General features: G+C 69.7%; 22 protein-coding genes and 1 tRNA gene. 15 read left to right on the plus strand and 8 right to left on the minus strand.

The genetic code is table 11. From position 1 onward, the window contains the following. Positions 1 to 4 precede the first annotated feature (4 nt). The 3 genes from BKK80_RS03050 to BKK80_RS03060 form a co-directional block, all read right to left on the minus strand. Positions 5 to 976, minus strand: a complete 972-nt coding sequence (locus tag BKK80_RS03050) for an ornithine cyclodeaminase family protein (protein ID WP_071068578.1) — start codon at positions 974 to 976, stop codon at positions 5 to 7. Between the two features lie 195 nt (positions 977 to 1,171). Further along, positions 1,172 to 2,479: a dicarboxylate/amino acid:cation symporter gene (locus tag BKK80_RS03055; protein ID WP_071068579.1), complete on the minus strand. Its 1,308-nt coding sequence runs from the start codon at positions 2,477 to 2,479 to the stop codon at positions 1,172 to 1,174. A gap of 24 nt (positions 2,480 to 2,503) precedes the next feature. Beyond that, positions 2,504 to 2,740, minus strand: a complete 237-nt coding sequence (locus tag BKK80_RS03060; protein ID WP_071068580.1) for a hypothetical protein — start codon at positions 2,738 to 2,740, stop codon at positions 2,504 to 2,506. A gap of 185 nt (positions 2,741 to 2,925) precedes the next feature. On the opposite strand from BKK80_RS03060, the gene BKK80_RS03065 reads away from it, so the two are divergent. The 7 genes from BKK80_RS03065 (at position 2,926) to BKK80_RS03095 (ending at position 11,287) form a co-directional block, all read left to right on the plus strand. Further along, positions 2,926 to 3,558: a helix-turn-helix transcriptional regulator gene (locus BKK80_RS03065; RefSeq protein WP_071010820.1), complete on the plus strand. Its 633-nt coding sequence runs from the start codon at positions 2,926 to 2,928 to the stop codon at positions 3,556 to 3,558. A gap of 532 nt (positions 3,559 to 4,090) precedes the next feature. Then, entirely contained in the window at positions 4,091 to 6,043 is a 1,953-nt protein-coding gene (locus BKK80_RS03070) for a TonB-dependent receptor plug domain-containing protein (protein ID WP_071070643.1), read from the plus strand. Between the two features lie 53 nt (positions 6,044 to 6,096). Beyond that, a complete protein-coding gene (locus tag BKK80_RS03075) occupies positions 6,097 to 7,404 on the plus strand; it encodes an HmuY family protein (protein ID WP_231907970.1) in 1,308 nt (435 codons plus the stop codon). Positions 7,405 to 7,468: 64 nt separating this feature from the next. Further along, entirely contained in the window at positions 7,469 to 8,533 is a 1,065-nt protein-coding gene (locus BKK80_RS03080; protein WP_071068581.1) for a hemin-degrading factor, read from the plus strand. Between the two features lie 23 nt (positions 8,534 to 8,556). Next, on the plus strand, positions 8,557 to 9,417 hold the full coding sequence (locus BKK80_RS03085; RefSeq protein WP_071068582.1) for a heme/hemin ABC transporter substrate-binding protein: 861 nt from the start codon (positions 8,557 to 8,559) through the stop codon (positions 9,415 to 9,417). Positions 9,418 to 9,537: 120 nt separating this feature from the next. Then, the gene (locus BKK80_RS03090; protein WP_156811340.1) at positions 9,538 to 10,482 is read left to right on the plus strand and encodes a FecCD family ABC transporter permease; all 945 of its coding nucleotides are present in this window, start codon (positions 9,538 to 9,540) and stop codon (positions 10,480 to 10,482) included. Between the two features lies 1 nt (position 10,483). Continuing rightward, the gene (locus tag BKK80_RS03095) at positions 10,484 to 11,287 is read left to right on the plus strand and encodes a heme ABC transporter ATP-binding protein (RefSeq protein ID WP_071068583.1); all 804 of its coding nucleotides are present in this window, start codon (positions 10,484 to 10,486) and stop codon (positions 11,285 to 11,287) included. A gap of 53 nt (positions 11,288 to 11,340) precedes the next feature. On the opposite strand, the gene BKK80_RS03100 is transcribed toward BKK80_RS03095, so the two are convergent. From BKK80_RS03100 to BKK80_RS03110, 3 genes are all read right to left on the minus strand, one after another. After that, positions 11,341 to 12,747, minus strand: a complete 1,407-nt coding sequence (locus BKK80_RS03100) for an MDR family MFS transporter (RefSeq protein ID WP_071068584.1) — start codon at positions 12,745 to 12,747, stop codon at positions 11,341 to 11,343. Positions 12,748 to 12,846: 99 nt separating this feature from the next. Then, on the minus strand, positions 12,847 to 14,163 hold the full coding sequence (locus BKK80_RS03105) for an MFS transporter (protein WP_071010826.1): 1,317 nt from the start codon (positions 14,161 to 14,163) through the stop codon (positions 12,847 to 12,849). A 124-nt stretch (positions 14,164 to 14,287) separates the two neighbouring features. After that, on the minus strand, positions 14,288 to 14,902 hold the full coding sequence (locus tag BKK80_RS03110; RefSeq protein ID WP_071010827.1) for a TetR/AcrR family transcriptional regulator: 615 nt from the start codon (positions 14,900 to 14,902) through the stop codon (positions 14,288 to 14,290). A gap of 263 nt (positions 14,903 to 15,165) precedes the next feature. Here BKK80_RS03110 and BKK80_RS03115 point away from each other — a divergent pair. Next, positions 15,166 to 15,240: transfer RNA gene (locus tag BKK80_RS03115), tRNA-Cys, on the plus strand. Between the two features lie 244 nt (positions 15,241 to 15,484). Beyond that, on the plus strand, positions 15,485 to 15,925 hold the full coding sequence (locus tag BKK80_RS03120; RefSeq protein ID WP_071037563.1) for a GNAT family N-acetyltransferase: 441 nt from the start codon (positions 15,485 to 15,487) through the stop codon (positions 15,923 to 15,925). Between the two features lie 31 nt (positions 15,926 to 15,956). Here BKK80_RS03120 and dmeF read toward each other — a convergent pair whose 3' ends face one another. Further along, entirely contained in the window at positions 15,957 to 16,973 is a 1,017-nt protein-coding gene (dmeF, locus tag BKK80_RS03125) for a CDF family Co(II)/Ni(II) efflux transporter DmeF (protein WP_071010829.1), read from the minus strand. Between the two features lie 89 nt (positions 16,974 to 17,062). Then, on the minus strand, positions 17,063 to 17,980 hold the full coding sequence (locus tag BKK80_RS03130) for a LysR family transcriptional regulator (RefSeq protein ID WP_071010830.1): 918 nt from the start codon (positions 17,978 to 17,980) through the stop codon (positions 17,063 to 17,065). Positions 17,981 to 18,197: 217 nt separating this feature from the next. On the opposite strand from BKK80_RS03130, the gene leuC reads away from it, so the two are divergent. From leuC to BKK80_RS03160, 6 genes are all read left to right on the plus strand, one after another. Continuing rightward, positions 18,198 to 19,616, plus strand: coding sequence for a 3-isopropylmalate dehydratase large subunit (leuC, locus tag BKK80_RS03135; RefSeq protein WP_071038480.1), 1,419 nt, complete (start codon positions 18,198 to 18,200; stop codon positions 19,614 to 19,616). Beyond that, complete coding sequence (gene leuD, locus BKK80_RS03140) at positions 19,609 to 20,337, plus strand: 3-isopropylmalate dehydratase small subunit (RefSeq protein WP_071010831.1); 729 nt, start codon at positions 19,609 to 19,611, stop codon at positions 20,335 to 20,337. Before leuC ends, leuD begins: the two co-directional genes overlap by 8 nt. Continuing rightward, positions 20,330 to 21,235: an alpha/beta fold hydrolase gene (locus BKK80_RS03145; RefSeq protein WP_071068585.1), complete on the plus strand. Its 906-nt coding sequence runs from the start codon at positions 20,330 to 20,332 to the stop codon at positions 21,233 to 21,235. Before leuD ends, BKK80_RS03145 begins: the two co-directional genes overlap by 8 nt. Positions 21,236 to 21,304: 69 nt before the next feature. Beyond that, complete coding sequence (locus BKK80_RS03150) at positions 21,305 to 21,955, plus strand: TetR/AcrR family transcriptional regulator (protein ID WP_071068586.1); 651 nt, start codon at positions 21,305 to 21,307, stop codon at positions 21,953 to 21,955. 261 nt (positions 21,956 to 22,216) lie between these two features. Then, the gene (locus BKK80_RS03155) at positions 22,217 to 23,182 is read left to right on the plus strand and encodes a Bug family tripartite tricarboxylate transporter substrate binding protein (RefSeq protein ID WP_071037559.1); all 966 of its coding nucleotides are present in this window, start codon (positions 22,217 to 22,219) and stop codon (positions 23,180 to 23,182) included. A 37-nt stretch (positions 23,183 to 23,219) separates the two neighbouring features. Beyond that, positions 23,220 to 24,410, plus strand: a complete 1,191-nt coding sequence (locus BKK80_RS03160; RefSeq protein WP_071068587.1) for a M24 family metallopeptidase — start codon at positions 23,220 to 23,222, stop codon at positions 24,408 to 24,410. Positions 24,411 to 24,865 lie beyond the last annotated feature (455 nt).

Consider the following 24,865-nt stretch of genomic DNA (forward strand, 5'->3'; position numbering starts at 1 on the left):
TCGCTTACCATGGCCAAGCGACCTGGGTTCCCGTGCCCTTCGCAAGAGCGTGCTCATAGAGCAAGCGCGCGACGGTCAGGTCTTGCAGCGCCAGGCCGGTCATGTCAAAGACAGTGATGTCGCTGGCGGAGCGCTCGAAGGGCGCCGTACCGGCCAGGAGGCCGCCGATTTCCGTACAGGGCAACTCCGGCGCCCACTGACACTCCCCGATGGTGCGGGCCTGCTCTTGGTCGTCGACGAAGATACGGGCACGTTGCAGCACGCCTTGCGGAAGCTCCCGCTTTCCTGCGGTGTCGGTACCCACGCAAGTGAGATGCGTGCCAGGCTGGACAGCTGCTGCGTCGAACAGCGCGCCACCACCGGGTGTGGCGGTAATGACCACGTCGCTATCGGCAACAGCTTCATTGCGGTCATGGGCAACGCTGATGGCGCAATGGTCACGAAATGCCATCTCGAATCGAGGTTCGGGCTCCCCCGAAATGCTCACGTAGCGGACGGTGCATCGCCGGGGCAGCATGCTCAGCGCATACTTGAGCTGCACGGTCGCCTGTACCCCAGTGCCAAAGACGCAGATCCTGGTGCTGTCGGGCCGAGCCAGCTGTTGCAGGCCCAGCGCACCCGCCGCCCCGGTTCGGGCCGTGGTGATCGCATTGCCGTCCATGATGCAGAGCGGCCGGCCGGTGTACGGGTCGAACAATGCGATTGTCGCTTGGTGCGGCTCGCCCCCCTTGGCCCGGTTGTTCGGCCAGAAGCCTGCGGCTTTGAAACCAAGCAAGTCCTGGCTCGCGACATCGCCAGACTTGATTCCAAAAACCCCCCTGGTGTGCAGTGTTTCGCGGACAACAGGGAAGACTCGCCCAGCACGCTGGCTGTGCAGGACAAAGGCTTCACGAACGGCGGCCAGGACTTGGTCCCCTTGAAGGGCGGGCTCGACGAAATCGCGGTCGAGGAGAAGGAGTTGGGCGTCTGCGGGCATTGGATTGGACGAGCGGGTGGGCAACAGGGCGTTGGCATGCCTCAATGCAGGTCCGACCTGGGCGACTTGCCGGCGCCGGGAGTGCTGCGCCTGATGTGTAAATTATGTCTATAGTTGGATAAAACGTCAAATATCAAGGTCATCACGCGCATGTGCGCGCGATGACGCATTCGCATGCGGGTCGCGTGCGCTGCCTTAGCTGGAAACCGCGACCGTATCGGTGTGCTCCCCAACCGATGCCATCGTCAGTTCTTCTTCCTCCGGCGCTCCGGCAGCTGAGAGTTCGCCTTCCCACTTCGCCACCACGGCGGTGGCGATGCTGTTGCCCAACACGTTGGTCGCGGTGCGCCCCATATCGAGGATCTGGTCGATACCCATCACCAGCAGCAGGCCCGCCTCCGGCAGACCGAACATCGGCAGAATGGCAGCAACCACGACGAGCGAGCCACGCGGAACTGCTGCCATCCCCTTGCTGCTGATCATCAGGATCAGCAGCATCGTGATCTGGGTACCGATGGGCATATGAACGCCAAACGCCTGGGCGATAAAGACGGCGGCGAAGGCCTGGTAGACCATTGACCCATCGAGGTTGAACGAGTAGCCCAGCGGCAGCACGAAACCAACCAGGCGCTTACGCACGCCAAAGCGCTGGAGCACTTCCGTGAGCTTCGGATAGGCAGCCTCACTACTGGCCGTCGAGAACGCAATCATCATCGGATCGCGAATGCTCTTGAGCAGCTCGTTCATACGGGAGCGCAAGACCGCACGACCAGCGCAGTACAGCGCAGTCCAGAGAGCGAACAGCGCGACGTAGAACCAACCGATCAGCTTTCCATACGTGAAGATGATGCCCGGGCCCTGCACGGTAACCGCGCCTGCAATGGCGGAGAAGATTCCGAAAGGCGCGAAAGCCATCACTGCATTGGTAGCGCGCAGCATGACTTCCATGACGCCATCAATCGTGCGCTTCAGGAATTCTCCGGCCGGGCCAGGCACTTTGCCCAATGCAATGCCGAAGAACAGCGAGAAGATCAGAATCTGCATGATCTGATTTGTCGCCATCGCCTCAGCAATGCTGCTCGGGAACAAATGGATCAAGAAGTCCTTGACGTTCAGCGCGCTCGTCTTGAGGTGGGTCGCCGCGTCAGCCGCTGGCAGCGGCATGTTCAGATGAGCGCCTGGCTGCGCCAGGTTGACGAATACCAGGCCGATGCCAAGAGACATCAGCGACGCGGCGATGAACCAAGCGAGCGCCTTCGTGCCGATGCGGCCGATGGATCTGCTTCCATCCATGCTCGAAATGCCGGAGACGAGCGTGGCAAAGACCAAGGGTGCAATGATCATCTTGACCATCTTCAGGAAGATGGTTGTCACCACACCGAAGTGAGAGGCGATGGCCTGGGCGGCTGCCTCGTCGACTGCGTATCGGTTGCAGGCGAAGCCAACGGCTACACCCAGGACCATGCTGAGGAGAATCCAGTGGGCAAGCTTCCACTTCTTCATGATGTCACTTCCTTTTCGATAAGGTCACGCAGCAGGTGCCAGGGCAACGGCCTCGATTGCTACGGCGCAGCCGCAGAGATCGAGGCCGTCTGCGCTATTCGTGCCGCCCGGGCGCATCGAGCCCACCGGGATCCTCGGCTTTTGCCGGGTCCTGGGTTGCTGCGCATCAGCGGCCACTGCGCAGTGGCCGAAGGGCAGCGCAAGGAGCGCCGCGCATTGGCCCTGCAGCAGCATCGACTGGCGCCTGTTCTCCACTTTCATCCTGTGTCTCCTCATTGGGGTGTCTTCGCATCACACGCCACACGGTCGCGTTCCGCAGTGGGCCCTGCTTGAATCGGACTAATTATCTATTATTAGATTTTTTGTAAAATAAGGGATTGCACGAGGAGACACGAAGGGGGCGAATGCCCTATACAATGCGACTAAACTTAGATAGAGAGTCCAGAATGACCAGAGGACGACTTACCAGCGAACAGCAGGCGATTCTTGAGCAGGTCAAGCAGATCGCAGCGGCACTCGGCGAGACGCTGGCACCATTCACAGAGGTTGTGGTCCACGACCTTCGCTCGCCGAAGCACGCGATTCTCGCCATCCATAACAACCTCTCCGGACGCAATGTGGGCGACCCCGCGACGGAGCTCGGCCTGGCTCGGATTGCCGACGACGACTACCCGCAGGTTCTGGCGAACTATGCGAACCGCTTCAGTGATGGGCGCCAGGCAAAGAGCACCTCGATCGGCATCAAAGACTCGGATGGCCACTACTTTGCCGCTCTTTGCTTGAATGTCGACGTGACGCTGTTCCGCAGCATCTCGACCATGCTGGACCAGTTCTCGGTCTCCAAGGGCAGCGCGGTGAAGGAGTCGTTGGATCCATCCACAGCCGACTCGCTTCGCGAGCGAATCGACCGGTTTGCGGTCGGCTTGGCAACTACGCCGCAGGCGCTCCGTACTGACCAGCGGAAGGCCCTGATGCAAGCGCTCAAGGAAGAGGGATACCTCGATCTGCGGCGGTCGATGGAGACGGTCGCGCAACACCTGGGGGTATCGCGCGCCACCGTCTACAACGACGCCCGATAGCGGCGGATGCGGCGGATGCGGCGGATGCCGCGCGAGGCGGCGTCCGCTCTACAGACTTGTCCGTCGCCAGAAGCCTTGGCCCGGCGTTGCGTTCCGCGGTCCCGGACCATGGCCATCCGGCCCGCGTCCACGATCCCACGCATTGACGTACAGGGCGCAGCAGCGTCGCCGGGCAGGTTTGGGCCGGGCGGCAACTGATCTGGTTTCACGATTTGGCCTGCATCCGCCAGTTCCCGGCGATGTCGCGACAACAAGGAGCATGTCGCAATAGGTAATTGAGGTTGCCGGCGCCGCCCCGGTGCGGCTTCCCCGACCCCCGCATCCTGCCGGATGCGGGGGTTTGTTTTTTTGCGGGCCGGATCATGGTGGCATCCTGCCGCCCCCCTTGAACCACTGTGCCGATATGTCGACTTTGTAAGTTCTTGTACATGAGAATGTTAACCATTATCATTTGCATTCTTATTTGTAATCAGGAACTGGCATCGTGCCGCAGGACCCGCTCTTCCTTCCCCGCCGTACGCTTCCCCTTGTCGTGGGTGCGCTCTTCAGCGCATGGGGTGTCCCGGGCGCCGCGCTGGCGCAGGAGGGCGAGTCGCTGCCCACCATCGTGGTGACCGGCACGCGCTCGGAAAAACCGGTGGACGAGACGCCGGTGCGCACCGAGGTGGTGACCCGGCAGGAAATCGAGCGCACCCATGCGCGCACGCTCAAGGATGCGCTGGAGAACGTGCCCGGCCTGCAATTGCGCGAGATCCATGGCAAGTCGGGCTACGAGGTCAGCCTGCAGGGCATGACCAGCGACCAGGTGCTGGTGCTGATCGACGGTTTGCCGATCACCGCCAGCACCGGCTCCACCGTGGACGTCTCGCAGTACCTGCTGACCGAAGTCGACCGCATCGAGGTGGTCAAGGGCGCCAGCTCCGCCCAGTACGGCAGTTCGGCCATGGGCGGTGTGATCAACGTCATCACCCGGCCGATCGCGCGCGGCTTCTCCGGCGCGGCGTCGGCCGATGCCGGCAGCTACGGCGCGCAGAACGCCAGCGGCACGCCGGGAGCGCTGCACGGCAATGCCCGCGTCGAGGGCGGCGGCGAACACTGGCGCGCGCGCCTCGCCGCCGATGCCCTCGACAACAAAGGCTTTGCGGTCGACCCGGACGGCTGGACCCGGCACGGCGACGCGGTGCGCCGCCAGCAGTACGCCGGCCGCCTGGAATGGCTGCCGGGCGCGGCGGGCAGCCTGTGGCTCGACGCCAGCGCCTATCGCGAGAACGACGAACAGCGCTACCGTTACTACGCGCCGCCGCGCTACGTGCCGCAGAGCAAGAGCGAGGATATCTCGCGCAAGCGCTTCGCCGCCGGCGCGCAGTGGCGTTTCGGCAACGGCGTGCAGGCGCGCGCGGCCGGCATGACCGAGGGCTACGACAGCACCACGCAGGAATACTCGAACGACTACCGCACCGCGACCCGTGCCTCGTCGCAGCGCACCGATCACCTGTCCCTGCAGTTCGACATGCCGGCATGGCGTTCGCAGCTCTGGCAGTTCGGCGGCGACCTGCACCGCGAGCGCCTGGAACAGACCGCCAACAACATCTCCGAGCTGCGCGGCAAGGCCGAGCGCAGCAGCGCCGAGCTGTACGCGCAGAACGACATCTTCTTCAACGACACCTGGGAGATGGTGGTGGGCCTGCGCGGCCAGCGCGACTCGGACTTCGGCAGCCACTTCGCGCCCAAGGTGGGCGTGCGCGCCAACCTGCTTGACGGCCCGGCCTGGAAGGGCGTGCTGCGCGCCAACTTCGGCCAGGGCTACCGCGTGCCCAACCTGAAGGAGCGCCACTACCTGTTCGACCACAGCTCGCTCGGCTACATCGTGCTCGGCAACCCGGACCTGAAGCCGGAATCGTCCAACAGCTTCCAGTTCGGCGGCGCGCTGAGCTGGCAGGACCGCCTGACCCTCGACGCGAACCTCTTCTACAACCGCGTGACCGATCTGATCCAGACCGACATGAGCCACTTCACGGTCGTCAACGGGATCGCCGTCTACACCTACCGCAACGTGGCGCGGGCCAGGACACAGGGCCTGGAGACCTCGCTGCGCTGGCGCGCTACCAGCCGGCTCGACCTGACCGGGGCCTATACCTTCACCGATGCCGAGGACCTCGATACCGGCACCGAGCTGACCCGCCGCGCGCGCCACATGGCACGCCTCGGCGCCAACTGGCGCTTGCTGGCGGGCACCGAGCTGTCCTTGCGCGGCCGCTACCAGAGCAGCGAGCTGGTCGACTCGGGCTCGGGCGCCCGCTCGCCGGGCTGGACCACCGTCGACGTGGCGCTGAACCAGAAACTCGGCCGCGGCGTCACCGCCTTCGTCGGCGTCAACAACCTGTTCAACCGGCAGCGCGACTTCTCCAACGCCAACGACTTCGGGCCGGTCGCGGGCCGCTTCGTCTATCTCGGCGCGCGCTTCAGCGTCGACGCCGCGAAGTAGGCGCGCCGCGCGGCGCGCCGCCTATCCCAAACCACAACACAGGGGAGCATCAAGTGGAAGGAAAGAAGGGATTCACATCGGCACTCGGCGTGTCCATGCTGGCACTGGTGCTGGCGGCCTGCGGCGGTGGCGGAGATGGTGCCGATGGTGGCGGCAGCGCCATCGGCGGAGCGTCCGGCGGCAGCGGACAGTCGGGTGGCAGCGCCGCCACCAACGGCTTCACCCAGTCGGCCACGTGGACGTTCACGCTGCCTGCCTCGGGCAGCGCGGTCTGCTATGACTTCAACGCCAAGGCCGAGGTCGCCGGCTGCACCGGCAGCGCCTGGGACCTGAAGGTCAAGTCGGCCAACCGCTCGGCCACGCTGTGGACCAACAGCGGCAGCAGCGGCAGCGGCGCCGGCGGTGCTTTCGGTGGTCCGTTCGACCATGGCTGGGCCGAACTGCTGGCCTGGAAGAACGCCACCACCGACCCCGTCAGCGGCACCATCCCGGCCACGCTGTTCTTCAAGGACGCGGCCAGCGGCGTGTTCGCCGGCACCAACGACATCGGCTCGGCGGTCTTCGAGTACGGCGTGGGCGGCAGCAGCGACCACCTGCTGTACCCGAACTACCGCACCATCCTGATCACCGCCGACAGCAGCAAGGCCGACCCGGTCGGCACCGCCGCGGCCCCGGTGTTCGCGCTGCAGGTCACCGGCTACTACGGCGGCGCCGGCGGTACCACCTCGGGCAACCCGTCGTTCCGCTGGGTCGACCGCAGCGCGCCCGCCACGGTGCGCACCGCCACCGTCAACGCCGCCGCCGACTGGGTCTACTACGACCTGTCGGCCGGCGCCGTCACCACCGCCAGCGGCAACTGGCACATCGCCTTCAACCGCTACAACATCAAGCTCAACGGCGGCGAATCCGGCAGCGGCAAGGTGGCCGGCTTCCTCGCCAAGACCCCGGCCGGCTTCTACGACGGCAGCGGCAAGCCGGTGGCGGCCAGGTTCACCGATGCGTCCAACCTCGCCGCCACGCAGTCGGACCTGAGCGCGGCCGACCTGGCGCTGCCCGCCGACCAGACCAAGTGGGTCAAGGACGGCACCGCGTCGCGGCTGAACCCGGCCTACACCGGCACCTATCCGAATCCGATGAACTTCGGCTGGTACACCTACTACCCGAGCGCCACCGCCGCCGCAGCCGCCGGCTTGCCCGCCGTGGCGCACCTGCTCAAGGCCAATCCCGGGAACGCCAGCCTGCTGCGCGGCGGCGAGGGTTCGACCTATGCGCGCTTCCACGTGACCAGGATCGCGTACGCGGACCCGAACGACTACAACAGCGCCCAGACCTGGACCATCGAATTCGACATCCAGCCCTGACGCGGCCTTCCGTTCCTCCCGGCCGCGGCGCCACCGTCGGGGGCGGGACCTTGAGCAGACAGATATGGAAAACCGACACGCACCCGATTCACTCGACTCAATCTACTCAATCGACAGCCTGCGCGCGCGCCACCAGCAGCTGGCCGCGCAGGAACCCAGGCTGCGCATCCGCGAGCGTGCGCTGCGCCTCGGCGTGCCGGAGGCGGCGCTGGTCGCCGCCGGCTGCGGCGTGCACGCGCGCCCGCTGGCCGGCACCGCGCAAGCGCTGTTCCGCGAACTCGGCACGCTCGGTCCGCTCATGGCGCTGTCGCGCAACGACGCGGCGGTGCACGAGCGCCACGGCCGCTACCTCGACATCCAGGCCGACGGACCGGTCGGCCTGGTGCTGGGGCCGGACATCGACCTGCGCCTGTTCTTCAACAGCTGGAAGCACTTCTATGCCGTCAGCGAGAACGGGCGCCACAGCCTGCAGTTCTTCGACCGGAGCGGCGAGGCCGTGCACAAGGTCTACCGCACCGAGCACACCGACGGCGCGGCCTGGGACGCCTACGTGGAGCGCTTTGCCACCGAGGCCGGCCTGCCCGTGGTGGCGGAGCCGCCGGGCGCGCCGGAGCAGGCCGAGGCGCCGGACGACGCCGGCGCGCTGCGCTCACACTGGCTGGGCCTGACCGATACCCATGACTTCTTCGCCATGCTGCGCCACTTCAAGGTGTCGCGCCTGGGCGCCTTGCGCGCGGCCGGGGCCGACCTGGCCCAGCCGGTCGCCGGCGACGCCGTGGAGGCCATGCTGGGCGCGGCGGCCGCCAGCGGCCTGCCCATCATGTGCTTCGTCGCCAATCGCGGCATCGTGCAGATCCATACCGGCCCGGTCAAGCGCCTGCTGCGCACGGGGCCGTGGTTCAACGTGCTCGACGACACCTTCAACCTGCACCTGAATACCGAGGCGGTGGCTTCGAGCTGGGTGGTCAACAAGCCCACCAGCGATGGCTGGGTCACCTCGCTGGAGCTGTACGGCGCCGACGGCGAACTGATCGTGCAGTTCTTCGGCGAGCGCAAGCCCGGCAAGCCGGAACTGCCGGCCTGGCGCAGCCTGATGGCATCGCTGTGCGCGCAGCCGCTGGCGGCGTGACGCGCGCTTCCGGGGGAGATCCGATGAAGATCCTGCAGAAGAGATGGCGCCGGGCGGCGCTGCTTGGGATGCCGGGGCTGCTGTGCGCCGCCGGCCTGGCGCATGCGGCGGCGCCGGCGCGCGTGGTGGGCCTGGGCGGCCCCGTCACCGAGATCGTCTACGCGCTCGATGCCGGCGCCAGCATGGTCGGCGCCGACGCGTCCAGCCTCTACCCGCCGGCGGCGCTCAAGCTGCCCAAGGTGGGCTACTACCGCGCCTTTTCCGTCGAGGGCGTGGCCAGCCTGAAGCCGGACCTGGTGCTGGCTTCCGACCAGAGCGGCCCGCCGCAGGCCCTGGAACAGCTGCAGCGGCTGGGCAGCAAGGTGGTGGTGGTGCCGTCGGCGCCGACGCTCGCCGCGCTCGACCAGCGCATCCTCGGCGTGGCCGCGGCGCTCGGGGTGGAGGCGCGCGGCAGCGCGCTGGTCGGCCGCATCCATGCCGCCCTGCGCGACATCAGGCCGGTGCCGGCGCCGCTGCGGGTGCTGCTGGTCAGCAGCCATACCGGCAAGCTCGAGGCCGCCGGCGACGACACCGCGGCGGCGGCGATGCTGCGGCTGGTGGGCGCCACCAACGTGCTGCCGGCACAGTCGGGCTACAAGCCATTCTCCGCCGAGGCGGCGGTGGCGCTGCGGCCCGATGTCATCGTGACCACCACCTTGTCGGTCCAGGCCAGCGGCAGCCTCGATGCCTTTCTCGCCCAGCCCGGCCTGAGCGCGACGCCGGCGGCCAAGGCGCGGCGCGTGGTGGTGATGGACGACCTGCTGCTGCTCGGCTTCGGCCCGCGCCTGCCCGAGGCGCTGCGCCAACTGGAGGCGGGGCTGGCCGCCAGGTCCTCACCGCGCTGAAGCCCGCGCTTCGACGTCCATACCTCGCCGGATCGACCCGTGAACGCTCTCCGCCTCTTGCTGCCGCGCCGGCCGTTGCGCCCGTCGCCACGGCGCGTCCTGGCCGTCCTGTGCGCACTGCTGGCCGTGGTCGCCATCTGCGCCGCCGCCAGCGGCGCGCTGGCCATTCCGCGCAGCCAGGTGCTGCCGCTGCTGTTCGACCCGGCCGCCGCGGGTGAAGCGGCCATGTGGCGCAGCGTGCTGCTGGAGGTGCGCCTGCCGCGCATCGTGCTGGCACTGACCGTCGGCGCCGGGCTGGCGCTGTCCGGCGCCGTCATGCAGGCGCTGTTCCGCAATCCGCTCGCCGAGCCGGGACTGATCGGCATTTCGCCGGGCGGTGCGATGGGCGCGGTGGCGGCCATCGTGCTGGGCGCGCAGGGCCTGGCGGGCATCGCCCCGGCCGCCTTCGCCGGCAGCCTGGCCGCCACGGCCCTGGCCTACCGCCTCGGCAGCCGGCGTCCCGGCGTGGCCAACCTGCTGCTGGCCGGGGTCGCCATCAACGCGATCTGTGCCAGCGTGGTGGGCTTCTTCACCTTCCAGGCCAGCGAGGTGCAGCTGCGCAACCTGACCTTCTGGAACCTGGGCAGCCTGGCCGGCGCGAGCTGGGCGCAGCTGGCCTGGCTGGTGCCGCTGGTGGCCGTGCTGTGCGCGCTGCTGATGCGCGACTGGCGCGCCATGAATGCGCTGCTGCTGGGCGAGCGCGAGGCCCAGCACCTGGGCTTCGACCTGGCGCGCCTGCGCCGCCGCCTGATCGTGCTGACGGCGTTGCTGGTCGGGCCGCTGGTGGCGGTGACCGGCACCATCGGCTTCGTCGGGCTGGTGGTGCCGCACCTGGTGCGCCTGCCGCTCGGCGCCGACCACCGCTGGCTGCTGCCCAATACACTGGCGGGCGGCGCCATCGCCCTGACGCTGGCCGACTGGCTGGCGCGCATGGTGGTGATCCCGGCCGAACTGCCGATCGGCATCGTCACCAGCCTGGTGGGCGGTCCCTTCCTGCTGTGGATGCTGGCGCGGAGGACGGCCTGAGATGCTGGTGCTGCGTGAACTCTGCTGCAGCCGCGGCGGCCGCGCCGTGCTGGCCGGCATCGACCTCGACGTGCGTGCGGGCGAGGTGCTGGGCGTGCTCGGCGCCAATGGCGCCGGCAAGACGACCTTGCTGAGCGTGGTGGCGGGCGAACTGCCCGCCGACCGTGGCGTGCTGGCGCTGGATGGCCGCGCCCTGCGGCAATGGCCGGCGGCGGCCCTCGCGCGCCGCCGCGCGGTGGTGCCGCAGTCGCCCAGCCTGGGCTTCGACCTCTCCGTGGCCGAGGTGGTGGCGATGGGCGCCTATCCGTTCCCCGAACTGGATGCCGGTGCGCTGGCGGCGCTGACGGCACGCGCGCTCGGCCTGGCCGATCTCGCCCGCATGGGCGGGCGCCGCTACCCGGACCTGTCCGGCGGCGAACAACAGCGTGTGCACTTCGCCCGCGCGCTGGTGCAGGCGCTGGCCGCGCGGCAACCGGGCGAATACCGCGCGCTGCTGCTCGACGAACCGATCTCCAGCCTCGATCCGCGCCACCAGTTGCAGCTGCTGCAGGCGGTGCGCGCGCTCAGCCGCGCGGAAGGGCTGGCGGTGCTGGTGGTCCTGCACGACGTCAACCTGGCCGCGCAATGGTGCGACCGGCTGTTGTTGCTGGCCGGCGGCCGCGCCGTGGCCGAGGGCAGACCGGCCGAAGTGCTGACGCCGGCGGTATTGGAGACGGTGTACGGCCTGCCGGCGCGGGTCCTGCCGGACCGGCAGGGGGAAGGGGAGGACGGCTTGCTGGTACGCTTTGCGCTGCCGTCGCCCTGAGTGATGACCGGGCGGTGCCTGGGCGATGACTGGGTGGGCTCGCAGGCTGCCGCTCAGGTCGACGACCGCCGCGGCGCACCCGAAACGCCTTCGCCGGCGTCGGCCGGCAGCGCCGCGAACATCGGCCACGACGCCAGCACGAGCACGGCGATGGCGAGGAAGGCGCAGGCGAAGTCGAAGTGCTCGGCATGCGTGCGGCCGGATAGCAGCATGGTCAGCTGCATCGAGCCGGCGGCAATGGCCACGCCGACCGCCTTGGTCATCTGCTGCGCCGTGCCCTGGAAAGACGTGGCAGCCGACAGCCGCGCCGGCGGCACGTCGGCGAAGGCGAGCGCGCCCATCGAGGCGAAGCTGAGCGAGCGGCTCAGGCCGCCGCACAGCAGCAGCGCGAAGACGGCGGTCTCGGGCCAGGCCGGCGACAACGTCGTGCAGACCGCCAGCATCAGCGCGAAGGAGATGCTGCCCGCGATCAGCACCGTGCGCATCGGCAGCCAGTGCAGCGCGAAGCGCGTCATCGGCCGCATGCAGAACGAACCCAGCGCGCTGGCCAGCGAGATCAGGCCGCTCACCGACGCGCTCAGGCCGAAGCCGACCTGCAAGGTCAGCGGTACCAGGAAGGGCAGGGCGCCGGCACCGGCGCGGAACAGGCTGCCGGCCACGGTGGCGGCATGGAAGGTGGGAATGCGCAGCAGCGAGAAGTCGATGGCCGGATGCGCGGTGCGGCGGCAGTGGCGCACGCTCAGCCAGGACAGCAGCAGGCCGGCGGCGATGCACAGCGGTGGCACGTAGCCGGGCAGCAGGCCGCGGCCGACCATCTCCACGCCGACCATCAGCGTGGTCAGCGCGAGCCCGACCAGCGCCATGCCGGTGAGGTCGGGCGCCGGCGGGTGCTCGCCCTGCGCGGGCGGAATCAGCCAGGCACTCAGCAGCAGGCCGGCCAGCCCGAAGGGGACATTGATCCAGAACACGCTGCGCCAGGACATGGCGTCGGTGAGGAAGCCGCCCAGCGGCGGGCCAAGCACGGGGCCCACCAGCGCGGGCATGGTCAGCCAGGTGGTGGCCGACAGCATCTCTTCACGGCGCACCTGGCGGAACAGGATCAGGCGGCCGACCGGCACCATCATGGCGCCGCCGATGCCCTGCAGCACGCGCGCGGCGATCAGGGCGGGCAGGCCGCTTGCCAGGGCGCACAGCACCGAGGCCAGCGTGAAGGTGGCGATGGCCGCCATGAACACGCGCTTGGCGCCGAAGCGGTCGGCGATCCAGCCGCTGATGGGAATGAATACCGTGAGCGCGATCAGGTAGGAGGTGATCGCGCTGCTCAGGTGGACCGGATTGACGCCGAGGTCGCGCGCCATGCTGGGCAGCGCCGTGGCCACCACGGTGGCGTCGATGTTCTGCATGAACAGCGCGCTGGCGACGACGGCCGCGATGATGCGGAAATTGTGCTTGCCTGGCATGGAGGGGGGAGCGGGAGCGGCTTCCCGGCCGATTATAAGATGGCCGTGCCGCGGCTTGCCGCGCTCCCCGCGGCCGTCCGGGGCGGCCGCGTGCGGGGCTCAGGCGCGGGCTGCCCGGGGCGCCTGCGGCTCGCCCGCCGCGCCCTCCTTGCGCAGGCGTGCGCCCAGTGCCAGCACCGCCGCCAGCAGGCAGGCACCGCCGGCGACGTAGAGCGCCGGGGTATAGGTCAGCAGCAGTGTGCGGCTCAGGCCGGCGCCGTAGGCCGCGGTGGCCGCGCCGATCTGGTGGGCGGCGAAGATCCAGCCGAACACCATCGGCGCGCGCTCCTTGCCGAAGGCCACGCCGGCCAGCTTGACCGTGGGCGGTACGGTGGCGATCCAGTCCAGGCCATAGAACATGGCGAACAGTGACAGCCCGTACAGCGTGAAGGTGGAGTGTGGCAGCCAGAACAGCGACAGGCCGCGCAGGCCGTAGTACCAGAACAGCAGCTTGCGGCTGTCATAGCGGTCCGACAGCCAGCCCGAGCTGATGGTGCCGACGAAGTCGAACGCGCCCATCATGGCCAGCACCGAGGCGGCGGGCACGGCGCTCAGGCCGAAGTCGCCGCACAGCGTGATGAAGTGGGTCTGGATCAGCCCGTTGGTGCTGAGGCCGCAGATGAAGAAGGTGCCGGCCAGCACCCAGAACGTCTGCGTGCCCATGGCCTCGCGCAGGACCACGAAGGGGGTGCGCAGGTTGACCGCCGCGGGCGCAGGTTCCGGGGCGGCCGCCACGCTGGCCGGCACCTCGCCGAAGGCGGCCAGGCCGAGGTCGCGCGGACGGCTGCGCATCAGCAGCATCACCAGCACCGCCAGCACCGAGCAGGCGAGCAGCACCGGCACCACCGCCGAGCGCCAGCCCAGGTGCTCGATCAGCCAGGCGGCCAGGGGCAGGAAGGCGAGCTGGCCGGTGGCGGCGCTGGCCGTCAGGATGCCGACCACCAGGCCGCGCCGCGCGGTGAACCAGCGGTTGGCCACCAGCGCGGCCAGTACCAGCGCCGTCATGCCCGAACCGATGCCCAGCATCAGGCCCCAGGCGATGAAAAGCTGCCACAGTTCGCGCACCACGGTGGCCAGGGCCATGCCGCCCGCGATCAGCGCCAGCGCGGTGGCCACGACCCGGCGCACGCCGAAGCGCTCCATCAGCATGGCCGAGAATGGCGCCATCAGCCCATACAAGGCGAAGCGCACGGCCAGCACCGAGGAGATCTGCTCGGTGCTCCAGCCATGCTCGCGCGAGAGCGGGAGCAGGAAGGCGCCCGGCAGGCCGAGCGCCGCCGAGGTGGTGAGCATGACCAGGAAGGTCAGGGCGGCGATGAGCCACGCGTAGTGGATGCCGCGCCGGTCGAGCCGGCGGTTGAGTCGTGTCGAGAGCATGGGCGGTGTGCGGGGACTTGCCGCGCGAGGTGTGGTGCCTGCCGCGGCCGGGTTTGCCGGGTTTGCGTTATGGGGGCCGTTATGGGGGACGGGAGGCGTGGCCTGCGCCGGGGCGCCTGAGCGCCTAGCCGCCTTCGGCGGCCTCGGCGCTGCCCGCGCCGAGGATCAGTTCGCGCATGCCGGCGAGGAAGTCGTCGGCGTCCGGGCTGTCCACGGTGGCACGCGCCAGCATCACGGCTCCGGTCATCGCCGCCAGCTCGGCCATGGCGCGGCGCCGGCGCACGGCCGGGTCGGCCTCGTCGATAGTGCGCTCCCATTGGGCCACCAGCTGCTGCAGCCCGTCGCGGAAGGCCTGGCGCACCGGCTTGTCGGCGGCCTCGCGCGCGACGTCGACGCACATCGCCACCGCCGGGCAGCCGCCGCCGGGGTCGTCGCGATGGCGCGCGGAAAGATAGGGGCCGGCGATGCGCTCGCGCATGGCGTGGCGGTCGTCCCCCGCCTCCGCGAGACGACGGTCCCAGCGCTGCGCCGACTCGGCGAAGGCGCGCCCGCAGGCGATCGCGGCGAGTGCGTCCTTCGAATCGAAATGGCTGTAGAAGCCGCCGTGCGTCAGGCCGGCCGAGCCCATCAGTTCCGCGACGCTGATGCCGTTCAGGCCGCGTTCGCGGAACAAGCGCGATGACGCGGCCTCGATGGCTTCGCGATGCTTCTCTGCCTGTTCGCGGGATGATCTTGCCATGGGAGGGCTCCTTCCTTGGGGTTGCCGGGATATTAGATGATGGCTGTCATCTAATCAAGCCGGATCTGCGGTGGGCCTGCAAGGTGGCGGAAGAGGAGGCGGAAGAGGAGGCGGAAGAGGAGGCGGCAGGCGAGGGAAGGCGCGAGGCTCGGCCCAGGCCGCGCCGTGCAGACTTTCCGAATTCCGGCTACACTGCGCCCGCAATGACGCATGTGGCGCTTCGGGATCCCGGCAGCGCACGCTATCCAGCAAAGTCCATCCAAGGCGGGGTGGCAGAGTGGTGATGCGACGGCCTGCAAAGCCGTTCACGACGGTTCGATTCCGTATCCCCGCCTCCAGTTTTCCTTTGGTTTCCCCGTTTCCTGCCGTTATCCCGCTCTTTGCAGTGCCGGGTATGCCGCACGCACGCCGTCGTCTATGGAACAATGGCGCGAAGCGCATCCATGCGGCCGCTCCCGGGCCGTTCGAACGGTAGTTCGAGCCGTGGTTCGAGCCATCGTTGGCGCGATCCGGGAACCCAGAGACAAGAAGCAGATCTCCATCGCGGAGCCCCGCCGGCACGGCGGGTCAAGGAGATGATCCATGACTAGAGACTTGCAGCTCCGCGGGGCGCAGGCGACCGACCTGCACGCCATCGCGGCCTTGCTGGAACGCTGCGGCTTGCACGCGGCGGATATCGAACCGCTGCTGCCGTGGTTCCACGTGGCCGTGATGGATGGCCGCGTGGTCGGTTGCGCCGGCGCCGAGCGCTATGGCAAGAGCGTGGTGGTGCGCTCGGTGGCGGTTCTGCCCGACTACCGCGACCGTGGCATCGCCTCCCATCTCGTGCAGAGCGTGCTTACCCGCGCCCGCGCCGACGGCTGCCGCCATGCGGTGCTGCTGTCGGCCAGCTGCCCCAGCTACTTCGCGCGCTACGGCTTCTCGCTGGTGACGGCTTCGCGTCTGCCGCCCGAGGTGCTGGCCTCGGCGGAATTCCACCGCGACGCCGGGGTGCCGGCGCTGTGCATGCAGTGCGTGCTGTAGCGGCGGCGTGCCCGGCGGTGCCTGCCGGCGTCTAGCGTGCGGCCGCGGCCAGGCGCCCGCGCTTGGGCTCGCAACGGCTGATTTCCACCGTCACGTGTACCAGCTCGGTGTGCACGGACAGGGCCTGGCGCACGCGCTGCGGCGTCAGGGCCCGATCGTGAGTGACCAGGCCGACGATGCAGGCGAAGCGCTCCTTGCCGACACGCCACACATGCAGGTCGGTCACGCGCGTGCCTTCCTCGCCCTCGCCGAAGGCGGCCAGGGCGTCACGCACCTCTTCCACCACCGGGTGGTCCATCTCGCGGTCGAGCAGCACCACGCCGCTCTGCTTCAGCAGGCCCCAGGCCCAGCGCCCGACCAGCACGGCACCCAGCAGGCCCATCGCCGGGTCGAGCCAGCGCCAGCCCAGCCACCAGCCGCCGGCCAGCGCCAGCACCGCGAGCACGGAGGTGGCGGCGTCGGCGATCACGTGCAGATAGGCCGAGCGCAGGTTGATGTCGTGGCCGTGGTGATGGGCATGACCGTGCGCATGTCCGTGGCCGTTCCCATGGTCGGGATCGTGATCGTGCCCATGATCATGGCCATGACCGTGGTGGGCATGGCCCAGGATCCTCGCGCAGGCGAGGTTGACCAGCAGGCCCAGCACGGTCACCGTCAGCGCTTCGCGGTAATGGATGGCCTGCGGGCTGAACAGGCGCTCGACCGAACCGAAGGCCATCAGCGCCGCCACCCCGAGCAGGAACACGGCGCTGGCGAAGGCGGCCAGGACTTCGATCTTCCAGGTGCCGAAGGCGAAGCGCGCGTCGCCCGCGTGGCGGCGTGCGGCGCCATAGGCGAAGGCCGACAGGCCGATGGCGAGCGCGTGCGAACTCATGTGCCAGCCGTCGGCCAGCAGCGCCATCGAGTTGAACCACAGGCCGGCAGCGATTTCCACCACCATGGTGGCGAGCGTGATCCACATCACCAGCCGCGTGCCGCGCTCGGCCATGCGGTTGCCGGTATCGAAGACGTGGCTGTGGGTCCACGCGGAGAGGTCCTGGGTATGCATGGAGTGGCTCCGGCGAACGGGCAGCAGGTGCCCCGCATGGAACAGCGTAGCAGTATCCCACGCGCAGTAGCGGGCTTCCTGCGGGCCTGCTACCAGCCGGCGTAGCGCTCGCGCGCGTCGTGCCCGGAGAAGTGCTCGGCGAGGAAGTCGACGAAGGCACGCACCTTGGCCGACAACTGGTCGCGGCTCAGGTAGACCGCGTGGATATCGGCCGGTGGCGCGGCCCAGTCCGGCAGCACCTGGCGCAGGCGGCCCGAGCGCAGCAGGGGCGCCACGTCCCATTCCGAGCGCAGCAGGATGCCGTGTCCCTGCAGGGCCCAGCCGACCGCCACCTCGCCGTCGTTGGTGGCGGCCGGCCCACGCACCTTGACGGTTTCCTGCCGGTTGGCCGACTGCAGCTGCCAGTTGCCGTAGGCGCTGTCGCTCTCGCGGATCACGATGCAGCGGTGGCGTTGCAGTTCACGCGGCGAGGCGGGCGCGCCATGGCGTTCCAGGTAGGCCGGCGCGGCGCACAGCAGGCGCCGGTTCGGCGCCAGCCGGCGTGCGCTCAGGCGCGCGTCCGGCAGGTCGCCGACGCGGATGCCTACGTCGAAGCCTTCCTCCGCCAGGCTGAGCGGGCGGTCGCTGAGCTGCAGCTGCACTTCGACCTCGGGGCAGGCCAGCAGGAAGGTGCCCACGGCCGGAGCCAGGTGGCGGCGCCCGAAGCCCAGCGTGGCGTTGACGCGCAGCAGGCCGCGCGGGGCCACGCGGCTGCCGGCCAGTCCTTGTTCGAGCTCGTCGAGATCCGCGAGGATGCGGCTGCCCTGGGCGAGATAGGCCTCGCCCTCCGGCGTCACGCTGAGGCTGCGCGTGGTGCGATGCAGCAGGCGCACGCCCAGGCGCGCCTCCAGCGCGGCCAGCCGCTTGCTGGCGGCCGACGGCGTCAGGCCGAGCTGCTGGGCGGCACCGGCGAGGCTGCCGCGCTTGACCAGCAGCACGAAGAAGGCGAGATCGGAGAAGCCATCCATGAGATCGAGCTGATTCGTGAATTCAAGGAACGAATGAAAGTCCGCCGCCGAAATTATATCGGTGGATTCCACGCCTACACTGCGGAGCATGCCGCTGGCGCCGGGCCCCGTCCCGGCGCTGCCGGCGGGCCGAGGCCGCGCCGCTGTCCTGCTTGTGCCGGCCTGCGCCGGCCTGCGCCGGCTTCGCTTCCACGATCTTCTCTTGCACGACCATTCCATGCCAGGCCGCACGCTCTATCGCAAGCTGGTCGATTCGCACACGGTGTCCGTCCTCGACGCGGACAACGTCCTGCTGTACGCGGATCTGCACATCATGAACGAATACACCAGTCCCCAGGCCTTCGCCGGGCTGGCCGCCCGGGCGCGCGCCGTGGCGCGGCCGGGGCAGCAGGTGGCGGTGGTGGACCACATCATTCCCACCCACGCCGAATCGCCGCGGCGCATCGCCGACCCGGCCTCGGCGCTGCAGGCGCGCAACCTCAAGCGCAACTGCGCGCGGCACGGCATCGCGCTGTTCGACAGCGACGATCCGCTGCAGGGCATCGAGCACGTGATCGTGCCGGAGCACGGCATGATCCGACCGGGCATGGTGGTGCTGTGCGGCGACAGCCATACCACCACCTACGGCGCCTTCGGCGCGCTCGGTTTCGGCATCGGGACCTCCGAAGTCGAGCATGTGCTGGCCACGCAGACGCTGGTCTATCGCGTGGCACGCGACATGCGCATCCGTATCGACGGCCGCCTGCCGGCGGGTACCACCGCGAAGGACCTGATCCTGCACGTGATCGGCCGCATCGGCGCCCAGGGCGCGCGCGGCTACGTGGTGGAATTCTGCGGCGAGGCCATCGGCGCGCTGTCGATGGCGGGGCGCATGACCCTGTGCAATATGGCGGTCGAGGCCGGCGCGCGCGGCGCGCTGATCGCTCCCGACGCGGTGGCGACCGACTATGTGCTGGCGCGCGCTTCCGACATCGGCGCGGCGCAGCGGGCCGCCGCGCTGGCTGCCTGGCAGGCGCTGGCATCGGACCCGCAGGCGCGCTTCGCTGCCGAGCTGGCCTTCGATGCCGCCGAGGTGGTCCCCAACGTGACCTGGGGCACCAGCCCCGACCAGGTGATGGCGGTCGATGCCTGCGTGCCGCATCCGGAAGACTTCGCCGATCCCGCCGCGCGCGCCTCCGCCGCACGCGCGCTGGACTACCAGGGCCTGCGCGGCGGCGATGCGCTCGAGGGCCTGCCGGTGCAGCGGGTCTTCATCGGCTCCTGCACCAACGGCCGCATCGAGGACCTGCGCGCGGCCGCCGCCATCGCGCGCGGCCGCAAGGTCGCCGCGGGCGTGCGGGCGATGGTGGTGCCCGGCTCCGGCGCGGTGCGCGAGCAGGCCGAGCGCGAGGGCATCGCCGCCGTGCTGGCCGCGGCCGGCTTCGAGTGGCGCAAGCCGGGCTGCTCGATGTGCCTGGCGATGAACGACGACGTGCTCGCCCCGGGCGAGCGCTGTGCCTCGACCACCAACCGCAATTTCGAGGGACGGCAGGGCCGCGCCGGGCGCACCCACCTGATGAGTCCCGCCATGGCCGCCGCCGCGGCCGTCACCGGGCGCATCACCGACGTGCGCCGCCTGGAGCCCGTCCATGCCTGAGCACACCGTATCCCCGCATCACGCTTGCGCCGGCGGCGCGGCGCTGACCGTCATCGAAGGCGTGGCCGCGCCCTTGCCGCTGCCCAATCTCGACACCGACCAGATCATGCCCAAGCAGTTCCTGCGCATCATCGACAAGTCGGGGCTGGACCGCGGCCTGTTCCACGATATGCGCTTCGACGAGCACGGCGCGCCGCGCGCGGACTTCGTGCTGAACCAGCCGCGCTATCGCCAGGCCAGCGTGCTGGTGGCCGGCCCCAACTTCGGCTGCGGCTCGAGCCGCGAGCACGCCGTGTGGGGCCTGCAGCAGGCCGGCATCGCCGCCGTGATCGCCTCCGGCTTCGGCGAGATCTTCTATTCGAACGCCTTCAACAACCGCCTGCTGCTGGTGATGCTGCCGCAGGCCGAAGTCGAGCAGCTGCTGCAGGCGCTGCAGTCGGCCGAGTCGCCGCGCGTGCGCATCGACCTGGACGACCTGAGCGTGCGCGCGCCCGGCTTCGCGGCGGGCTTCACGCTTGCCGCGCGCCAGCGCGAGATGTTCCGCCGCGGACTGGACATGATCGGCCTGACGCTGACCCAGGCCGAGGCCATCGCCGCCTTCGCGCGCCGCCATCACGCGCACAGCCCTTGGCTGTACGATGTGGCCGCCGCGACCATGGCGCGCCTGCGGGCCCAGGCGGACGGCCAAGGGCGGCACACAGGGGAGGGGACCGATGTTTGACGGATTCGAAACGCACCGTATCGTGGTCGGACAGCCGGCGGCGGACGGCGAGCAAGGCGTCGCCATCCACGCGCTGGTCGGCGGACAGGGGCCGGCGCTTCTGCTGCTGCACGGGCATCCGCAGACGCATGTGATCTGGCACAAGGTGGCGGGCGAACTGGCCCGGCACTTCACCGTGGTCGCCACCGACCTGCGCGGCTACGGCGACAGCGGCAAGCCGCGCGGCCTGCCCGACCACGGCAACTACAGCAAGCGCGTGATGGCGCAGGACCAGGTCGAGGTGATGCGCACGCTCGGCTTCACGCGCTTCCGCGTGCTGGCGCACGACCGCGGCGCGCGCGTGGCGCACCGCATGGCGCTGGATCACCCGCAGGCGGTGCTCCGCCTGGTCACCCTCGATATCGCGCCCACGCTGGCCATGTACGAGCAGACCAGCGAAGCCTTCGCGCGCGCCTACTGGCACTGGTTCTTCCTGATCCGCCCGGCGCCGTTTCCCGAGACGCTGATCGAGGCCGATCCGGCGCTCTACCTGCGCCAGACCATGGGCGCGCGCAGCGCCGGGCTGGCGCCCTTCACCGAGGCGGCACTGGCCGAGTACCTGCGCTGCCTGCGCTTGCCCGGCGCCGCGCACGGCCTGTGCGAGGACTACCGGGCCAGCGCCGGCATCGACCTGGAGCACGATCGCGCCGACCTCGCCGCCGGCCGCCAGGTCGAGTGCGAGATGCTGGCGCTGTGGGGCGAGCAAGGCGCGGTGGGACAGTGCTTCGCGCCGCTGGAGGCGTGGCGGCGGGTCGCGCGGCGCGTGCAGGGCCGCGCGCTGCCGTGCGGGCACTACATCGCCGAGGAGGCGCCGGAGCGGCTGCTCGCGGAGGCCTTGCCCTTCCTGCTGGCGGACTGAGCACGCCGGGCCGGGCACCGCTGCGGCGCTGCCTTACACTTGCGGTCTTGCTCACCAGACTGCTTGTCCATGCCGCCCAGGAAGACCACCGCGAAGTCCGCGGCGAACACCGCCGACACCTCTGCCCCGGCTGCCCCGGCCGCGGCCGAAGGGCGTGCCGCCAGCGAGCAGGCCGTGCAACTGCTGGACGCGGCCACCGCCCATGTGCTCGTGCACGGGCTGGGCGACCTGTCGCTGCGCGCCATGGCCGAGGTCCTCGGCACCAGCCACCGCATGCTGATCTACTACTTCGGCTCGGCCGACGGCTTCTGGGAGGCGCTGCTGCGCCGCATCCGCCACGCCGAGCAGCGCGTGCGCCCGGCGCTGGCGGAGGAGGCCGCCGATCCCGCGCGGGTGCTGGAGCTGGCGTGGGAACGCTATTCGGCCGACAGCTACCTGCCCATCATCCAGCTGCTGTTCGAGATCTATGGCCGCGCCATCCGCGACCGCGAGCGCTTCCAGGCCTTCCTCGACGATGTGGTCGGCAGCTGGATGGGCGCCATGGCCGACCGCCTGCACCGCCAGCTCGGCCTGCCGCCCGCCGAGGCCCGGCTGCGCGCGCGGGTGGAACTGGCCACCATGCGCGGCCTGCTGCTCGACCTCGTCACCACCGGCGACCGCAAGGGCACCACGGCCGCATTGAAGTACTTCGCCGAGCGGCTGGCACCGGCACCACGCTGAGCCGGCGCCGCCAGGCCGGCGGCGCGACACACCCCCCGGTTCCGGCGTCGAAGCCGCCTTCCCGCCAGCCGCTCTCCGCTTCCCTCGCATCCCGCCCGCCGCTACTTGCCCGGCCGCGCGCCGGCTCCCGGCACCGGCATGACTTCTGTTTTCGTTGCGTGTACCATCTGGTACAGTGCGCATGTACCAAGTGGTACGTGATTCGGTCGGCGGTGCCTGGCGCGCCGCGAGTGCGCCGCAAGAGGAGAAGAGGAAATGAGGATGAAGAGACGCCAATGGATGTTGGGCGCGGTGCTGGCCGCCGCGCTGGCTGGCCAGGGCCAGGCGTGGGCCGAGACCTGGCCCGCGCGCCCGGTGCGGCTGGTGGTGCCGCAGGCGGGCGGCTCGGGCAACGACGTGCTGGCGCGCGCGCTGGCCGAGCAGCTCGGGCAGCGCTGGGGGCAGGCCGTGGTGGTGGAGAACCGGCCCGGCGCCAACGGCGTGGTGGCGGTCCAGTACGTCAAGGGCCAGCCGGCCGACGGCTATACCTTGTTCTTTGCCGGGGTGTCCAACCTGGCTTTCAATCCGCTGCTGTACCGCAAGCTGTCCTACGATCCCCAGCGCGACCTGGCCGGCGTGGCGATGCTGGCCAACTCGCCCTTCGTGCTGGTGGCCTCGCCCCGGCTCGGGGTGCATAGCTTCGCCGACTTCCTCAAGCTGGCGCGCGCCCAGCCGGGCGCGCTCAGCTATGCCTCGGGCGGCATCGGCAATTCCACCCATCTGGCCATGGCGCTGGTGGCCGAGCGCACCGGCCTGCGCATGCTGCACGTGCCCTTCAACGGCGGCGGCGGCTCCACCAGCCTGATGGCGGGCGATACGCCGGTGATGATGAACGTGGTAGCCGGCGTGCAGCCCTATATCGCGGGCGGCAAGCTGGTGCCGCTGGCGGTCACCGGCGCGCATCGCCTCGGCGCGCTGCCCGGCGTGCCCACCTTCGGCGAGCTGGGCTATGACGTGGCCGTGCCCGGCTGGTATGCCATCGTCGCACGCGCCGGCACGCCGGCCGCGCTGGTCGAGCGCATCAACGCCGACATCAACGCTGTGATCGGCAGCGCCGCCTTCCGCGACAAGCTCGCCAACCAGTTCCTCGAGCCCATCCAGGGCCCGCCGGCCCTGGTGTTCCAGACCATGCAGCGCGATGCCGCGGCCTGGGCCCCGCTGATCCGCCGGCTCGACATTTCGCTGTAAGCCCGCCCCCTCGGAAACCCCTGTACAGGAGACACCCATGCCGAAGATCACCACCGCCGTACGCGATTACCGCGTCGCCATGATGCGCGAACTGATGGACCGCTGCCGGCTCGACGCCCTCGTCTTCACCACGCCGGACTTCTTCCAGTTCGCCACCAATTTCCAGCTCGACGTGTGGCCCTGGGAACGGCCCGTCTTCGCCGTAGTGCCGCGCGACGGCGAGCCGTTCGCGGTGATGAACGAACTGTCGACCAACCATATGCGTTTCGCCACCGAGCAGCAGACCGTCTGGCTGCGCGACGTCACCTACTACGCCGAGCATCCGCGCGTCTCCCAGCGGCTCGCGCTCGCCCCGCAGCTGCCGGAGCTGCTGACGTCGAGCCTGGCCGCGCGCGGCCTCGGTGCCAGCCGCATCGGCGTCGACGTCGCCCACCCGCTGCTGGCGGCCGCGCAGCGCTACCTGCCGGAACTGGTGCTGCGCCCGGCACTGGCCGAGATGCGCGCGATGCGCTGGGTCAAGCATGCGGAGGAACTCGCGGTGATGCGCGCACTGGGCGCGCTGACCGACTGGGTGCAGGACCGCTACCGCGAGAACATCCGCCCGGGCCGGCTGACGCAGGAGCTCGACCACGCCATGTCGGCGCTGATGGTCGAGGAGGCCGCGCGCCGCTTCCCGGGCGAGGACTTCGACATCCTCAAGTGCTGGACGCTGGCCGGCCCGGCCTCGGCCTCGCCGCACGGCGACGGTGCCGCCTGCGGCGCGCGCATCGCCGAGGGCGACACCGTCGTCAACCTGATCCTGCCGCGCCTCAACGGCTACTACGTCGAGAACGAGCGCACCTGGTTCTGCGGACGCCCGGATGATCGGCAGGCGCGCCTGTACCAGGTGGCGGCGCAGGCGACCGATGCCGCCGTGCAGGCGGCGGTCACCGGGCAGCGCGTGTGCGACATGGACGCGGCGGCGCAGGCGGTGATCGAGCGCGCGGGCTTCGGCGACTATGTGTTCCACCGCACCGGTCATGCGGTGGGCCTGATGCTGCACGAATACCCCGAGGATATGGCGTTCAACACACGCGCCCTGCGGGCGGGCGAGGTGTATTCGGCCGAGCCGGGCCTCTACGTCTACGGGCTGGGCGGCTTCCGCCTCGACGACACCGTGGTGGTGGGCAGCGAGCCGGAAGTGATCGTGAAGACGCCGAAGACGCTGGAATACGCCACGGTCGGCTGAGCCGGCCCGCCATCGCGGCCGCTCCGTCCCCGGGCGGGGCGGCCGCGGCCGGGGGCGCGATGGCGCGCAGGCCGCACCGCGCTTGCCGGCCTGCCTCCTGCTGCCAAATGCCACCATCGCCACCCGGCTCCCGCCGGCCCTGGCGCGATGTGTCGGCGAGCCGACAGGGTCCCTTGTTGGCAATTCCCCACGTGATCTATGCTTGCCAGACGGGTGTCATCTTCCTGTGGGTGCGGCGAATTACATACATTCATGGCTGGATGTATAATCGCGGAAGAATTTCCCGAGAGTAGTTTCGTTTGTTGTTGTTTCTGATATGACTTATCGTTTTATCGCCGGCTGCCTGGCTGTCTGGATCGCGGTCTGCACGACCGCCAGCTGGGTGGTCGAGCGCCTCTGGAGCTGACGACCGCAGCCACGAGCCCCTGCGGGCAAGCCGGCGCGATCCGCAACCT

This window comes from Cupriavidus malaysiensis, from assembly GCF_001854325.1.
GTDB lineage: Bacteria > Pseudomonadota > Gammaproteobacteria > Burkholderiales > Burkholderiaceae > Cupriavidus > Cupriavidus malaysiensis.